The 14,352-nt window shown below is 61.9% G+C and carries 15 protein-coding genes; 13 read left to right on the forward strand and 2 right to left on the reverse strand.

All coding sequences use genetic code 11. The features are described from left to right. Positions 1 to 8 precede the first annotated feature (8 nt). Complete coding sequence (gene dnaN / locus ACNFBT_RS07845) at positions 9 to 1,115, reverse strand: DNA polymerase III subunit beta (RefSeq protein WP_275609452.1); 1,107 nt, start codon at positions 1,113 to 1,115, stop codon at positions 9 to 11. A 29-nt stretch (positions 1,116 to 1,144) separates the two neighbouring features. Beyond that, positions 1,145 to 2,683, reverse strand: a complete 1,539-nt coding sequence (gene dnaA, locus ACNFBT_RS07850; protein ID WP_416748049.1) for a chromosomal replication initiator protein DnaA — start codon at positions 2,681 to 2,683, stop codon at positions 1,145 to 1,147. Positions 2,684 to 3,203: 520 nt separating this feature from the next. Here dnaA and rpmH point away from each other — a divergent pair. From rpmH to ACNFBT_RS07915, 13 genes are all read left to right on the forward strand, one after another. After that, a complete protein-coding gene (gene rpmH, locus ACNFBT_RS07855; protein ID WP_003100258.1) occupies positions 3,204 to 3,338 on the forward strand; it encodes a 50S ribosomal protein L34 in 135 nt (44 codons plus the stop codon). A gap of 14 nt (positions 3,339 to 3,352) precedes the next feature. Beyond that, complete coding sequence (gene rnpA, locus ACNFBT_RS07860; RefSeq protein ID WP_207884877.1) at positions 3,353 to 3,760, forward strand: ribonuclease P protein component; 408 nt, start codon at positions 3,353 to 3,355, stop codon at positions 3,758 to 3,760. Beyond that, on the forward strand, positions 3,753 to 4,001 hold the full coding sequence (gene yidD, locus ACNFBT_RS07865; protein WP_416748054.1) for a membrane protein insertion efficiency factor YidD: 249 nt from the start codon (positions 3,753 to 3,755) through the stop codon (positions 3,999 to 4,001). Before rnpA ends, yidD begins: the two co-directional genes overlap by 8 nt. A 2-nt stretch (positions 4,002 to 4,003) precedes the next feature. Next, on the forward strand, positions 4,004 to 5,755 hold the full coding sequence (yidC, locus tag ACNFBT_RS07870) for a membrane protein insertase YidC (protein WP_416748056.1): 1,752 nt from the start codon (positions 4,004 to 4,006) through the stop codon (positions 5,753 to 5,755). Positions 5,756 to 5,862: 107 nt separating this feature from the next. Continuing rightward, entirely contained in the window at positions 5,863 to 7,230 is a 1,368-nt protein-coding gene (gene mnmE / locus ACNFBT_RS07875; RefSeq protein ID WP_416748058.1) for a tRNA uridine-5-carboxymethylaminomethyl(34) synthesis GTPase MnmE, read from the forward strand. A gap of 548 nt (positions 7,231 to 7,778) precedes the next feature. Then, positions 7,779 to 9,671 carry a tRNA uridine-5-carboxymethylaminomethyl(34) synthesis enzyme MnmG gene (gene mnmG / locus ACNFBT_RS07880; RefSeq protein WP_416748060.1) on the forward strand — a complete coding sequence of 631 codons (1,893 nt, stop codon included), beginning with the start codon at positions 7,779 to 7,781 and terminating at the stop codon, positions 9,669 to 9,671. Continuing rightward, on the forward strand, positions 9,671 to 10,321 hold the full coding sequence (gene rsmG / locus ACNFBT_RS07885) for a 16S rRNA (guanine(527)-N(7))-methyltransferase RsmG (protein WP_416748062.1): 651 nt from the start codon (positions 9,671 to 9,673) through the stop codon (positions 10,319 to 10,321). The genes mnmG and rsmG overlap by 1 nt, the downstream gene beginning before the upstream one ends. 18 nt (positions 10,322 to 10,339) lie before the next feature. Then, entirely contained in the window at positions 10,340 to 11,128 is a 789-nt protein-coding gene (locus ACNFBT_RS07890) for a ParA family protein (RefSeq protein ID WP_416748064.1), read from the forward strand. 16 nt (positions 11,129 to 11,144) lie between these two features. After that, the gene (locus tag ACNFBT_RS07895) at positions 11,145 to 12,017 is read left to right on the forward strand and encodes a ParB/RepB/Spo0J family partition protein (RefSeq protein WP_416748066.1); all 873 of its coding nucleotides are present in this window, start codon (positions 11,145 to 11,147) and stop codon (positions 12,015 to 12,017) included. Between the two features lie 149 nt (positions 12,018 to 12,166). Next, positions 12,167 to 12,574 carry a F0F1 ATP synthase subunit I gene (locus ACNFBT_RS07900; protein WP_416748068.1) on the forward strand — a complete coding sequence of 136 codons (408 nt, stop codon included), beginning with the start codon at positions 12,167 to 12,169 and terminating at the stop codon, positions 12,572 to 12,574. 16 nt (positions 12,575 to 12,590) lie between these two features. After that, positions 12,591 to 13,460 carry a F0F1 ATP synthase subunit A gene (atpB, locus tag ACNFBT_RS07905; protein ID WP_017518843.1) on the forward strand — a complete coding sequence of 290 codons (870 nt, stop codon included), beginning with the start codon at positions 12,591 to 12,593 and terminating at the stop codon, positions 13,458 to 13,460. Positions 13,461 to 13,568: 108 nt separating this feature from the next. Continuing rightward, complete coding sequence (gene atpE / locus ACNFBT_RS07910) at positions 13,569 to 13,826, forward strand: F0F1 ATP synthase subunit C (protein ID WP_043256731.1); 258 nt, start codon at positions 13,569 to 13,571, stop codon at positions 13,824 to 13,826. Positions 13,827 to 13,878: 52 nt separating this feature from the next. Further along, on the forward strand, positions 13,879 to 14,349 hold the full coding sequence (locus ACNFBT_RS07915) for a F0F1 ATP synthase subunit B (protein WP_017518842.1): 471 nt from the start codon (positions 13,879 to 13,881) through the stop codon (positions 14,347 to 14,349). Positions 14,350 to 14,352: the final 3 nt, after the last annotated feature.

Consider the following 14,352-nt stretch of genomic DNA (forward strand, 5'->3'; position numbering starts at 1 on the left):
GATACGCGTCAGAGGCGCATCGGCATGACGACATAGGCAGAGTCGTCGTTGTCCGCTTCCTGCACCAGCGCACTGCTGTTGGCGTCGGAGAGGATCATGCGCACCTGCTCGGTACCCATCACACCCAGGACGTCCAGCAGATAGCTGACGTTGAAACCGATTTCCAGGCTGCCGCCGTTGTAGTCGACCTGCACTTCTTCTTCCGCTTCTTCCTGCTCCGGGTTGTTCGCCTGGATTTTCAGAAGGCCGTTGGAGAGCTGCAGACGAATGCCGCGGTACTTTTCGTTGGACAGAATCGCGGTACGGCTGAAGGCTTCACGCAGAACCTGGCGGTCGCCGATGACCAGCTTGTCACCGCCCTTGGGCAGTACTCGCTCGTAGTCCGGAAATTTGCCGTCGACCAGCTTGGAGGTGAAGGTGAACTCGCCGGTGGTCGCTCGAATGTGGTGCTGACCGAGCACGATGGACACTTCGCCGTCCTGCTCGGTGAGCAGACGGGCCAGTTCGAGGATACCCTTGCGCGGCACGATCACCTGGTGGCGATCCTGGGCTTCCGGCACGCCATTGCTCAGCGAGCACATGGCCAGGCGGTGACCGTCGGTGGCGACGGCGCGCAGGGTGCCGCCGCCCACTTCCAGCAGCATGCCGTTGAGGTAGTAACGTACGTCCTGCTGAGCCATGGCGAAGCTGGTGCGGTCAATCAGACGGCGCAGCTTGCTCTGCACCAGGCTGAAGGTCAGCGAGCCCGGGCCTTCTTCCACGGTGGGGAAATCATTGGCCGGCAGAGTCGAGAGGGTGAAGCGGCTGCGGCCGGCCTTCACCAGGAGCTTCTGCTCGTCGACGCGGATGTCGATCACGGCGTCGCTGGGCAGGCTCTTGCAGATGTCCATCAGCTTGCGCGCCGGCACGGTGATCTCGCCCGGTTCGGCGGCATCTTCCAGGGTCACACGACCAACCAGTTCGACTTCGAGGTCGGTGCCGGTCAGCGACAGCTGCTGACCTTCGACGACCAGCAGGACGTTGGAAAGAACCGGCAGCGTCTGGCGGCGCTCGACAACGCCAGCGACCAGTTGCAGGGGTTTCAACAGAGCTTCGCGTTGAATAGTGAAATGCATGGTCTAGTCCCTTGCCTCGTGAGGCTGCGTCAGGTGGTCAGAGTACGCAGCAGGTTCTTGTAGTCCTCGCGGATATCCGCGTCGGATTCCTTGAGTTGAGCGATCTTACGACAGGCGTGCAGCACCGTGGTGTGGTCCCGACCGCCGAAGGCCACGCCGATTTCCGGCAGGCTGTGGTTGGTCAGTTCCTTGGAGAGTGCCATGGCAACCTGACGCGGACGCGCCACCGAGCGCGAACGGCGCTTGGACAGCAGGTCGGCGATCTTGATCTTGTAGTACTCGGCGACAGTGCGCTGGATATTGTCGATGCTGACCAGCTTGTCCTGCAGGGCCAGCAGGTCCTTCAGCGACTCGCGGATCAGCTCGATGGTGATCGGCCGGCCCATGAAGTGGGAGTGGGCGATCACACGCTTGAGCGCGCCTTCCAGCTCACGCACGTTGGAGCGAATGCGCTGGGCGATGAAGAACGCGGCGTCGTGCGGCAGCTCGACCTTGGCCTGTTCGGCCTTCTTCATCAGGATCGCCACGCGGGTTTCCAGTTCCGGCGGCTCCACGGCCACGGTCAGGCCCCAGCCGAAGCGCGATTTCAGGCGCTCTTCCAGGCCTTCGATCTCCTTCGGGTAGCGGTCGCTGGTCAGGATGACCTGCTGACCGCCTTCGAGAAGAGCGTTGAAGGTGTGGAAAAACTCCTCCTGGGAACGCTCCTTGCGGGCGAAGAACTGGATGTCGTCGATCAGCAGCGCATCCACCGAACGGTAGAAGCGCTTGAATTCGTTGATGGCGTTGAGCTGCAGCGCTTTCACCATGTCCGCGACGAAACGCTCCGAATGCAGGTACACGACCTTGGCATTGGGGTTCTTCTTCAGCAGATGGTTACCCACAGCGTGCATCAGGTGAGTCTTGCCCAGGCCGACGCCGCCATAAAGGAAAAGCGGGTTGTAGCCGTGCTTGAGGTTGTCCGCGACCTGCCAGGCCGCGGCGCGGGCCAGCTGGTTGGATTTACCTTCGACGAAGTTCTCGAAGGTGAAGGTGCGATTGAGATAGCTGGTGTGCTTGAGCGCACCTTCTACCTGCACGTTGCGCTCGGTGCGAACTGCCGCCGCGGGCATGGCTGCGGCCAGCGGGTCGATACCCGGGCTGGACTCATCCAGATCAGGCAGCGCTTGGACGACCGGCTGTGCGGGTGCCGGTTGCGGCTCCGCGACAACCGGAGCGACAGGCACGGGAGCGACGGCGGCCGGAGCCACCACGACCGCTGGCGCGGGAGACGGCGGCACGCTGACATGGCTCTGCGGAACCAGCGCGGGACGCGGAGTACGGCTGCGCCGGCTACCGATCAGCAGCGACAGGGCCGGGATCTGGCCATTGCCACGCTCACTGAGCAACTCGAGCATGCGGCCCATGTACTTCTCGTTGACCCAATCGAGCACGAAGCGATTGGGTGCGTAGACGCGCAGCTCCTCACCTTCGGCCTCGACCTGCAGAGGTCGGATCCAGGTGTTGAATTGCTGGGACGGCAGCTCGTCGCGCAGAAGCTCCACGCACTGCTGCCAAAGTTCCACGGACACGGATATCCCCCAAAAGAAGTCGCAAAGCGAAACAGACCGCTATTGTAGCCTCGCCGGACCAACTTATCCACATGAGAAACACGCTTGGACACAAGCAAAATCAAGGTGTTAATGATTTCGCCAGTGGTCGGATAATATCTCCATGAGCCTTGTGGATAACACCTGAATGAGGCAGGGGATGGGTCTGGTGATCGTCCTGTGGAAAAAATCCCTGTGGAAAAAACAGTCTTCCATACCCAGCTTTCCAACCGGGGTCACACAGGCCACCCACCCGTTCCGGACAGGGTTATCATTCGGCGAAGCCACCTGATAGCGCGGCCTGTATCAAGTTATGCACAGCCTTGGGCATCCCTAAACACAATCATCGCTTCAATCTTTGAAAAAGAGATTTCCCCCTTTCTATTCATATTTGTATCCGCCGCTGGTTGGAAATTGACCTGACCGCTCGATTTCACTAGAATCGCCGGTCTCTTTAAACGGGGTCACTGCGACCTCAAGTCGTCAACCCAGGTACCGAATCATGAAACGTACTTTCCAACCCAGCACCCTCAAGCGCGCTCGCGTCCACGGTTTCCGCGCTCGCATGGCCACCAAGAACGGTCGTCAGGTTCTGTCGCGTCGTCGCGCCAAGGGCCGTAAGCGTCTGACCGTCTGATTTGTCCGACACAGGTGGTGAGTCAAGGCTTCGACCGGGATAAACGTCTTCTGACAGCCCGGCACTTCACAGCGGTCTTCGACTCCCCCACCTCCAAGGTTCCCGGCAAGCACATCCTGCTGCTGGCGCGCGAAAACGGTCTTGATCACCCCCGCCTCGGCCTGGTGATCGGCAAGAAGAACGTCAAGCTCGCCGTCGAGCGTAACCGCCTCAAACGCCTTCTCCGCGAATCCTTCCGCCACAACCAGCAGAAGCTGGCCGGCCTGGATATCGTGGTCATCGCGCGCAAGGGCCTCGGCGATCTGGAGAATGAGGAACTGCACCAGCAGTTCGGCAAGCTCTGGAAGCGCCTGTTGCGCAATCGGCCCAGCCCGGAACCTACGACAGAATCTCCGGGAGTGGCCGACAGTTCCCATGCGTAGACTGGCTTTGTTACCGATCCAGTTTTACCGCTACGCCATCAGTCCCTTGATGGGCATGCACTGTCGTTTCTACCCCAGCTGTTCCTGCTACGCGCAGGAAGCCATCGAAACCCATGGCCTCCTGCGTGGTGGCTGGCTGGCCGCTCGTCGCCTCGGCCGCTGCCACCCCTGGCATCCCGGTGGTTATGATCCGGTACCGCCAGCCCCATCCAAGACCGCCCCTTCCTCGACGGCCGAGTAATCATGGACATCAAACGTTCAATCCTATTCGTCGCCCTGGCAATCGTGTCCTACGCGCTGGTCCTCCAGTGGAACAAGGACTACGGCCAGCCCGAACTGCCCGCGCAGACCGCGACCTTCAACCAGAACGAAGGCCTGCCGGATACGTCCGTGCCTGCCGGCGGCGCGGCCAACAATGCCGACGTACCGACCGCCCAGAATGCCCAGGCGAGCCTGCCCACCGAGCAGAAGCCGGCGGCCGTCAGCGACCAGCTGATCCGCGTGAAGACCGACGTGCTGGACCTGGCCATCGATCCGCGTGGCGGTGACGTGGTGAAACTGGGCCTGACCCAGTACCCGCTGCGCCAGGACCGTCCGGATGTCCCCTTCCCGCTGTTCGAGCGTGACCAGCAGCGCACCTACCTGGCCCAGAGTGGCCTGACCGGCGCCAATGGCCCGGATGCCGCTGCCAGCGGTCGCCCGCTCTACGCTTCGGCCAAGCCGGTGTACGAACTGGCCGACGGCCAGGACCAGATGGTCGTCGACCTGACTTATGCACAGGACGGCGTCAACTACATCAAGCGCTTCACCTTCCATCGCGGTCTGAAAGCCGACTGCAGCGAGAAGGAAAAGGCCCAGAAGAAGCTCGAATGCATCAACCCCACTGCCTATCAGGTCGGCGTGAGCTACCTGATCGACAACCAGAGCGGCAAACCCTGGAGCGCTTCGCTGTTCGCCCAGCTCAAGCGTGACGCCAGCGTCGATCCGTCCTCCACCACCGCCACCGGCGTGTCGACCTACCTCGGCGCCGCGGTCTGGACCCCTGAAAAGCCCTACGTGAAAGTGTCCATGAAGGACATGGACAAGGAGCAATTCAAGGAATCCGTCCAGGGCGGCTGGGTCGCCTGGCTGCAGCACTACTTCGTCACCGCCTGGGTTCCCGCCAAGGGCGACACCCACAACGTGATGACCCGCAAGGACGCCCAGGGCAACTACATCGTCGGCTTCACCGGCCCGAACATCACCGTCGCGGCGGGCGCCAAAGGCGAAACCAGCATGACCCTGTATGCCGGTCCCAAGCTGCAGACCTACCTGGGCGACCTGTCCAAGGGTCTGGAACTGACCGTCGACTACGGTCCGCTGTGGTTCATCGCCCAGCCGATCTTCTGGCTGCTGCAACATATCCACAACCTGGTGGGTAACTGGGGCTGGTCGATCATCCTGCTGACCATCGTCATCAAGATGGCCTTCTTCCCGCTGTCCGCCGCCAGCTACCGCTCCATGGCCCGCATGCGCGCCGTATCGCCGAAGATGCAGGCTCTGAAGGAGCAGCACGGCGACGATCGCCAGAAGATGTCCCAGGCGATGATGGAGCTGTACAAGAAGGAGAAGATCAATCCGCTGGGCGGCTGCCTGCCGATCCTGGTGCAGATGCCGGTCTTCCTGTCCCTGTACTGGGTACTGTTGGAAAGCGTCGAGATGCGCCAGGCCCCGTGGCTGGGCTGGATCGTCGACCTGTCGGTGAAGGATCCGTTCTTCATCCTGCCGATCATCATGGGCGCCACCATGCTGGTTCAGCAGATGCTCAACCCGACGCCGCCGGACCCCATGCAGGCCAAGGTGATGAAGCTGATGCCGATCATCTTCACCTTCTTCTTCCTGTGGTTCCCGGCCGGCCTGGTGCTGTACTGGGTTGTGAACAACTGCCTGTCCATCGCACAGCAGTGGTACATTACCCGTCAGATCGAGGGTTCGGCGAAAAAGGCCTCCGCCTGATCGCCCCTCCCGACGATTGCCAAAACGCCCCCTCGTGGGGCGTTTTGCTATGTGGATAGTTTTGCCCAGCGCCCTCTTTGTCCTGAGAAAGCCACGAGACCGCCGACATGAATGCAGCCCGTGAAACCATCGCCGCCGTCGCCACCGCTCAGGGCCGTGGCGGGGTCGGTATCGTCCGCGTCTCCGGCCCGCGCGCCCGCGCCATGGCCATCACCCTCAGCGGCCGAGAGCCACAGCCCCGCTACGCGCACTACGGGCCGTTCCATGCCAATGACGGCGATGTCATCGACGAAGGCCTGCTGCTGTATTTCCCCGGCCCGAATTCCTTCACGGGTGAAGATGTACTGGAGCTGCAGGGCCACGGTGGCCCGGTGGTCATGGACATGCTCCTGCAGCGCTGCCTGGAGCTGGGCGCCCGCCAGGCTCGTCCTGGCGAGTTCAGCGAGCGCGCCTTCCTCAACGACAAGCTCGACCTGGCCCAGGCCGAAGCCATCGCCGACCTGATCGAGGCGAGCTCGGCCCAGGCTGCACGCAACGCCGTGCGTTCGCTGCAGGGCGAGTTCTCCCGTCGCGTGCACCACCTCACCGACCAGTTGATCCAGCTGCGCATGTACGTCGAGGCCGCCATCGACTTCCCGGAGGAAGAGATCGACTTCCTCGCCGATGGCCACGTGCTTTCCCAACTGGATGCCGTACGCGCCGAACTGGCCGCCGTATTGCGCGAAGCCGGCCAGGGCGCGCTGCTGCGCGACGGCATGACCGTAGTGATCGCTGGCCGCCCCAATGCCGGCAAATCCAGTCTGCTGAACGCCCTGGCAGGTCGGGAAGCGGCTATCGTCACCGATATCGCCGGCACCACCCGCGACGTGCTGCGCGAACATATCCACATCGACGGCATGCCGCTGCACATCATTGATACCGCCGGTCTGCGCAGTACCGATGACCATGTGGAAAAGATCGGCGTCGAGCGCGCCCTGAAGGCCATTAACGAGGCCGATCGCGTGCTCCTGGTCGTGGACTCCACAGCACCGGAGGCCAGCGATCCCTTTGCCCTGTGGCCGGAGTTCCTCGACAGCCGGCCCGATCCGGCCCGCGTCACCCTGATCCGCAACAAGGCGGATTTATCCACAGAGGTGATCGGCCTGGAGGAAAGCGCCGACGGCCATGTCACCCTCACCCTGTCCGCGCGCTCCGGCAATGGCCTGGATCTGCTGCGCGAGCACCTGAAGGCCTGCATGGGCTTCGAACAGACCGCCGAAAGCAGCTTCAGCGCCCGCAGGCGCCATCTGGAAGCCCTGCGCCAGGCTGGCGACAGCCTCGAGCATGGCCGCGCACAGCTCACCCTGAGCGGTGCCGGCGAGCTTCTGGCCGAAGACCTGCGTCAGGCCCAGCAAGCCCTGGGCGAAATCACCGGCGCCTTCACACCAGATGATCTGCTGGGACGCATCTTCTCCAGCTTCTGCATCGGCAAATAATCCACAACACCACCCTTCCTTAACGGTGACGGAGCCATTCCGTCACCGCGCCCACACCTGCGCGCTGATTTCTCAGCCGAGCCTCTATCCACAGCCTCATTAACGGCAAAGCCAGCGCCATATCTGGCTTTCAGACCCCTCGAAGCGTATTTCACAGGTTTCCGTGAACCTTGTGGAAAACTCGCGTACAGCTACGTTGATAACACCTGCCCAAAGCCGTGGATAAATCCCCCTGTTGATAACAACATACTTAATCCACAGGCTGAATACCGGAGATCCCCTGCCACCTGACAGCATCGACACAGGGTTGTTATGCCGTGAAACACCGATAAAAACTGGGCTCTAGATGGTTATCCACAGAAATCGGCTTCACCATACATAAACACAAGCTCTAAAAAGATTTAAAAAAGTTCCTCTCTTTTATTTTCTATAGAAGCTCACAACACCGATTGGCTATTTTTTGTTCAGGTGCCTTCAATCGAGAGCCCTTAACCCCTATACTGTTCGGCTCTCTTATTTCTTCTTGATCAACAGGCACGAGGTGCGTGGTGGATTTCCCTTCCCGTTTTGACGTGATCGTGATCGGCGGCGGCCATGCCGGCACTGAGGCCGCACTCGCGGCTGCACGCATGGGCGTGAAGACGTTGCTGCTCACCCACAATGTGGAAACCCTTGGCCAGATGAGCTGCAACCCTGCCATCGGTGGGATTGGCAAAAGCCATCTGGTAAAGGAAATCGATGCGTTGGGCGGTGCCATGGCGCTGGCCACCGATAAAGGCGGCATCCAGTTCCGTATTCTGAACAGCCGCAAAGGCCCGGCAGTGCGTGCAACCCGCGCGCAAGCCGACCGCATCCTCTACAAGGCTGCCGTACGCGAAATCCTGGAAAACCAGCCCAACCTGTGGATATTCCAGCAGTCCTGTGACGACCTGATCGTCGAGCAGGACCAGGTGCGCGGCGTAGTGACCCAGATGGGTCTGAAATTCCATGCGGATAACGTCGTTCTCACTGCCGGTACTTTCCTCGGCGGACTTATCCACATTGGTCTGCAGAATTACTCCGGCGGTCGCGCGGGTGATCCGCCGTCCATCGCGCTGGCCAGGCGCCTGCGCGAGCTGCCGCTGCGCGTGGGTCGCCTGAAGACCGGTACGCCGCCGCGCATCGATGGTCGCAGTGTCGATTTCAGTGTGATGACCGAGCAGCCGGGCGACACCCCTATCCCGGTAATGTCCTTCCTCGGTTCCAAGGAAATGCATCCGCGCCAGGTCAGCTGCTGGATTACCCACACCAATTCGCGGACCCACGAGATCATCGCGTCCAACCTCGATCGCTCGCCCATGTACTCCGGCGTGATCGAAGGTGTCGGCCCGCGTTACTGCCCGTCGATCGAAGACAAGATCCATCGCTTCGCCGACAAGGACAGCCATCAGGTCTTCCTCGAGCCCGAAGGCCTGACCACCCATGAGCTGTATCCGAACGGCATCTCCACTTCGCTCCCCTTCGACGTCCAGTTGGATATCGTTCGTTCGATCCGCGGCATGGAAAACGCGCACATCGTTCGTCCCGGCTACGCCATCGAGTACGACTACTTCGATCCGCGCGACCTGAAGTACAGCCTGGAGACCAAGGTCATCGGCGGCCTGTTCTTCGCCGGCCAGATCAACGGCACCACCGGCTACGAAGAAGCCGGCGCCCAGGGCCTGCTAGCCGGCACCAACGCCGCGCTGCGTTCGCAGGGCCGTGACTGCTGGTGCCCGCGCCGCGACGAGGCCTACATCGGCGTACTGGTCGATGACCTGATCACCCTGGGCACCCAGGAGCCGTACCGCATGTTCACTTCGCGCGCCGAATATCGGCTGATCCTGCGCGAAGACAACGCCGACCTGCGCCTGACCGAGAAAGGGCGCGAGCTGGGCCTGATCGACGACGAACGCTGGGCGGTCTTCGAAGCCAAGCGCGAAGGCATCGAGCAGGAAGAGCAGCGCCTGAAGAGCACCTGGGTTCGTCCGAACACGCACCAGGGCGATGCCATTGCCGAGCGTTTCGGCACTCCGCTGGCTCACGAATACAACCTGCTGAACCTGCTGGCCCGTCCGGAGATCGACTATGTCAGCCTGGCCGAAGTGACCGGTGCCGGCGCGGAAGACCCTCAGGTCGCCGAGCAGGTGGAGATCCGTACCAAGTACGCCGGCTACATCGATCGCCAGCAGGAAGAGATCGCTCGCCTGCGGGCCAGCGAAGACACCCGCCTGCCTGTGGATATCGATTACCAGACCATCTCCGGCCTCTCCAAGGAGATCCAGCTCAAGCTCGGCAACGCCCGTCCGGAGACCCTCGGTCAGGCGGGCCGCATCCCGGGTGTTACCCCGGCGGCCATCTCGCTGTTGCTGATCCACCTGAAGAAGCGCTCGTCCGGCCGTCAGCTGGAGCAGAGCGCCTGATGTCCATGGTCAATGCCCGCCACGCCGACGAACTCGCGCGTGGCATCGAATCGCTCGGCCTGAACATCGACGCGGGCACCCAGCAACGCCTGCTCGACTACCTGGCCCTGCTGGCCAAGTGGAACAAGGCCTACAACCTCACCGCCGTGCGTGATGTGGATGAAATGGTGTCGCGCCATCTGCTCGACAGCCTGAGCATCGTCGCGCAGTTCGAAGCCGCCGGCGGTGAACGCTGGCTGGACGTCGGCAGCGGCGGCGGCATGCCCGGCATTCCGCTGGCCATTCTGTTCCCCGGCAAGTCGCTGACGCTGCTCGACAGCAACGGCAAGAAGACTCGCTTCCTCACCCAGGTGAAGCTGGAGCTGAAACTGGACAACCTTCAGGTTATCCACAGCCGGGTGGAAGCCTTCCAGCCCGAGCTGCCGTTCAACGGCATCGTCTCCCGGGCTTTCAGCAGCCTCGAAGACTTCACGAACTGGACGCGCCACCTCGGCGACGTCCACACCAACTGGCTGGCCATGAAGGGCGTACACCCCAGCGACGAGCTCGCGGCACTCCCGGAAGATTTCCGGGTCGAAGCCGAACACGCTCTGGCAGTGCCGGGTTGCCAAGGCCAGCGCCATCTGCTGATACTGCGCCGCATTGCATGACGGGGAGTGGGGAACACCATGGCTAAGGTATTCGCGATCGCCAACCAGAAAGGCGGCGTCGGCAAGACCACGACCTGTATCAACCTCGCGGCATCGCTGGTCGCCACGAAGCGACGCGTGCTGCTGATCGACCTCGATCCACAGGGCAACGCCACCACCGGCAGCGGTGTGGATAAGTTGTCCCTGGACCATTCCATCTATGACGTGCTGACCGGCGAATGCGACCTGGCCCAGGCCATGCAATTCTCCGAGCACGGCGGCTACCAGCTGCTGCCCGCCAACCGCGACCTCACCGCCGCGGAAGTGGTGCTGCTGGAGATGGACATGAAGGAGCACCGCCTGCGCCACGCGCTGGCGCCGATCCGCGAGAACTACGACTTCATTCTCATCGATTGCCCGCCATCGCTGTCGATGCTGACCGTCAACGCCCTGTCCGCCTCGGACGGCGTGATCATTCCGATGCAGTGCGAGTACTACGCACTGGAAGGCCTGACCGACCTGATGAACAGCATCCAGCGCATCGCCGAGCGGCTGAACCCCGCGCTGAAGATCGAAGGCCTGCTGCGTACCATGTACGACCCGCGCATCAGCCTGACCAACGATGTCAGTGCACAGTTGCAGTCGCACTTCGGCGACAAGCTCTACACCACCGTGATCCCGCGCAACGTGCGACTGGCCGAAGCCCCCAGCTTCGGCATGCCGGCGCTGGTCTACGACAAGCAATCGCGCGGTGCCATCGCCTACCTGGCGCTGGCCGGCGAGCTGGTGCGCCGTCAGCGTTCCGCCCGCACCACCGCCCCCGCCTAAAGATTAAGGAACCCGCATGGCCGCCAAGAAACGAGGTCTCGGACGCGGGCTGGATGCCCTGCTCAGTGGCTCCAGCGCCGCTACCCTGCAGGAAGAAGCCGTTCAGGTCGACAGCAAGGAACTCCAGCACCTGCCGCTGGACCTGATCCAGCGCGGCAAATACCAGCCGCGCCGCGACATGGACCCGCAAGCCCTGGAAGAGCTCGCCCAGTCCATCAGGGTTCAGGGCGTGATGCAGCCCATCGTGGTGCGCCCGATCGACAAGGGCCGCTACGAGATCATCGCCGGCGAGCGCCGCTGGCGCGCCAGCCAGCAGGCCGGCCTGGACAAGATCCCGGCCATGGTCCGCGAAGTACCGGACGAAGCCGCCATCGCTATGGCGCTGATCGAGAACATCCAGCGCGAGGACCTCAACCCCATCGAGGAAGCCGCCGCGCTGCAACGCCTGCAGCAGGAGTTCCAGCTGACCCAGCAGCAGGTCGCCGACGCCGTCGGTAAATCCCGCGTGACCGTGGCCAACCTGCTGCGCCTGATCGCCCTGCCGGACGAGATCAAGACCCTGCTGTCCCACGGCGACCTGGAAATGGGCCATGCCCGTGCCCTGCTCGGATTGCCGGAGAATCGGCAGGTCGAAGGTGCGCGACATGTTGTCGCACGCGGCCTCACCGTGCGCCAGACCGAAGCCCTGGTGCGGCAGTGGCTCAATGCCCCCACGGAACCTGCCAAACCGGTCAAGAGCGATCCGGACATCAGCCGCCTGGAACAGCGCCTGGCTGAGCGCCTGGGCGCTCCGGTGCAGATTCGCCACGGGCAGAAGGGCAAGGGCCAACTGGTGATCCGTTACAACTCCCTCGACGAGTTGCAGGGCGTCCTCGCCCACATTCGCTGACGCGAAAGACTATGTAGGGGTCGTCGGAAATCACTACCCGACGGTTGAACGGGTATGCGGCGCCCCCTATACTCTGCGCGCAATTTTGTCGGCACAAAGTATGCCAAGTTGTTGATTTGTTAAGCCGACGCCAGAGGACTGTGAGACAGATGGAACCCCGCAAGCCCAATCGCCTGCCCTTCCATCGCCAACCGGCTTTTCGCCTGTTGCTCGTCCAACTGGTGGTGCTGCTTATCGGTGCAGCGGCCCTGTGGTTTGCCCAGGGATCGGTCGCGGGCTATTCCGGCCTGCTGGGTGGCCTGATTGCGTGGTTGCCGAATCTGTACTTTGCTCGCAAGGCGTTCCGCTACAGCGGCGCCCGTTCAGCCCAGCTGATAGTCCGGTCCTTTTATGCCGGTGAGGCGGGAAAACTGATTCTGACGGCAGTGCTCTTTGCACTGACGTTCGCAGGTGTGAAGCCGCTGGCGCCCCTGGCGCTGTTCGGCATCTACCTGCTGACCCTGGCGGTCAGCTGGTTGGCACCCCTGCTGATGCGAAACACATTTACAAGACCTTAGAGCGATTGAGGCAAACATGGCAGCAGAAAGCGCTTCGGGTTACATCCAGCACCACTTGCAGAACCTGACCCTGGGTCGTCTGCCGGATGGTTCCTGGGGGTTCGCCCACACCGCCGAACAAGCCAAGGAAATGGGCTTCTGGGCATTCCACGTTGATACCCTGGGTTGGTCCGTATTCCTCGGCCTGGTGTTCATCCTTATCTTCCGCATGGCAGCCAAGAAGGCCACCAGCGGTCAACCTGGCGGCCTGCAGAACTTCGTCGAAGTTCTGGTGGAGTTCGTCGACGGCAGCGTGAAGGACACCTTCCACGGCCGTAACCCGCTCATCGCACCGCTGGCGCTGACCGTGTTCGTCTGGATCTTCCTGATGAACCTGATCGACCTGGTGCCCGTGGACTTCCTGCCGCTCGCGGCTCAGGCGGTCACCGGAAACGAGCACCTGTTCTTCCGCGCCGTGGCCACCACCGACCCGAATGCCACCTTCGGCATGTCGATCGCGGTGTTCGCGCTGATCATCTTCTACAGCATCAAGGTCAAGGGCATCGGCGGCTTCCTCGGCGAGCTGACCCTGCACCCGTTCCACAGCAGCAACATGGTGGTTCAGATCATCCTGATCCCCGTGAACTTCCTGCTCGAGTTCGTGACCCTGATCGCCAAGCCGGTATCCCTGGCACTGCGTCTGTTCGGCAACATGTACGCCGGCGAGCTGATCTTCATCCTGATCGCCGTGATGTTCGGTTCCGGCATCCTCTGGCTGGGCGGCATGGGTGTCGTGCTGAACTGGGCGTGGGCCGTGTTCCACATCCTGATCATCACCCTGCAGGCGTTCATCTTCATGATGCTGACCATCGTCTACCTGTCGATGGCCCACGAAGACAGCCACTGATCCAAAGATTCTGTACGCCCTCTCCCCTGCGGGAGGGGGTGAAAGAAGAGTTTCACCACCTTAACTTGCTTCACCTTTAACCAACACGACAAAAAGTCGGGAGGAAAAATGGAAACTGTAGTTGGACTCACTGCTATCGCCGTTGCTCTGCTGATCGGTCTGGGCGCTCTGGGTACCGCCATCGGCTTCGGCCTGCTGGGCGGCAAGTTCCTGGAAGGCGCTGCTCGCCAGCCGGAAATGGTTCCGATGCTGCAGGTGAAAATGTTCATCGTCGCCGGTCTGCTCGACGCCGTGACCATGATCGGTGTTGGTATCGCTCTGTTCTTCACCTTCGCTAACCCGTTCATTGCTCAGGTTGCCCACTAATTTCCGAACAACGGAAATCTGTGACTGAACAACGAACGAGCGAGGTATTGGCGTGAACATTAATGCAACTCTGATCGGCCAGGCCATCGCGTTCGCCATCTTCGTCCTGTTCTGCATGAAGTTCGTATGGCCTCCGGTCATCGCGGCTCTGCACGAGCGTCAGAAGAAGATCGCCGACGGCCTGGACGCTGCCAACCGCGCGGCTCGTGACCTGGAACTGGCCCACGAGAAAGCGGGTCAGCAACTGCGCGAAGCCAAGGCTCAGGCAGCCGAAATCATCGAGCAGGCGAAGAAGAGCGCTAACCAGATCGTTGACGAAGCCCGTGATCAGGCCCGTGCCGAAGGTGATCGCATGATCGCCCAGGCCAAGGCCCAGATCGAACAGGAACTCAACAGCGTCAAGGACGCCCTGCGTGCCCAAGTGGGTGCCCTGGCTGTCTCCGGCGCCGAGAAGATCCTGGGTGCTTCGATCGATGCCAACGCGCAAAAGCAGCTGGTTGATCAACTGGCCGCCGAGATCTAAGCA

The sequence above is a fragment of the Pseudomonas sp. NY15181 genome (assembly GCF_048068055.1).
GTDB lineage: Bacteria > Pseudomonadota > Gammaproteobacteria > Pseudomonadales > Pseudomonadaceae > Pseudomonas.

Bases quoted from the DNA above. Each gene is read 5' to 3' on its own strand.
- dnaN (WP_275609452.1), bottom strand. From the start codon at position 1,115: ATGCATTTCACTATTCAACGCGAAGCTCTGTTGAAACCCCTGCAACTG.
- rpmH (WP_003100258.1), top strand. From the start codon at position 3,204: ATGAAACGTACTTTCCAACCCAGCACCCTCAAGCGCGCTCGCGTCCAC.
- yidD (WP_416748054.1), top strand. From the start codon at position 3,753: ATGCGTAGACTGGCTTTGTTACCGATCCAGTTTTACCGCTACGCCATC.
- yidC (WP_416748056.1), top strand. From the start codon at position 4,004: ATGGACATCAAACGTTCAATCCTATTCGTCGCCCTGGCAATCGTGTCC.
- mnmE (WP_416748058.1), top strand. From the start codon at position 5,863: ATGAATGCAGCCCGTGAAACCATCGCCGCCGTCGCCACCGCTCAGGGC.
- rsmG (WP_416748062.1), top strand. From the start codon at position 9,671: ATGTCCATGGTCAATGCCCGCCACGCCGACGAACTCGCGCGTGGCATC.
- ACNFBT_RS07890 (WP_416748064.1), top strand. From the start codon at position 10,340: ATGGCTAAGGTATTCGCGATCGCCAACCAGAAAGGCGGCGTCGGCAAG.
- ACNFBT_RS07895 (WP_416748066.1), top strand. From the start codon at position 11,145: ATGGCCGCCAAGAAACGAGGTCTCGGACGCGGGCTGGATGCCCTGCTC.
- ACNFBT_RS07900 (WP_416748068.1), top strand. From the start codon at position 12,167: ATGGAACCCCGCAAGCCCAATCGCCTGCCCTTCCATCGCCAACCGGCT.
- atpB (WP_017518843.1), top strand. From the start codon at position 12,591: ATGGCAGCAGAAAGCGCTTCGGGTTACATCCAGCACCACTTGCAGAAC.
- atpE (WP_043256731.1), top strand. From the start codon at position 13,569: ATGGAAACTGTAGTTGGACTCACTGCTATCGCCGTTGCTCTGCTGATC.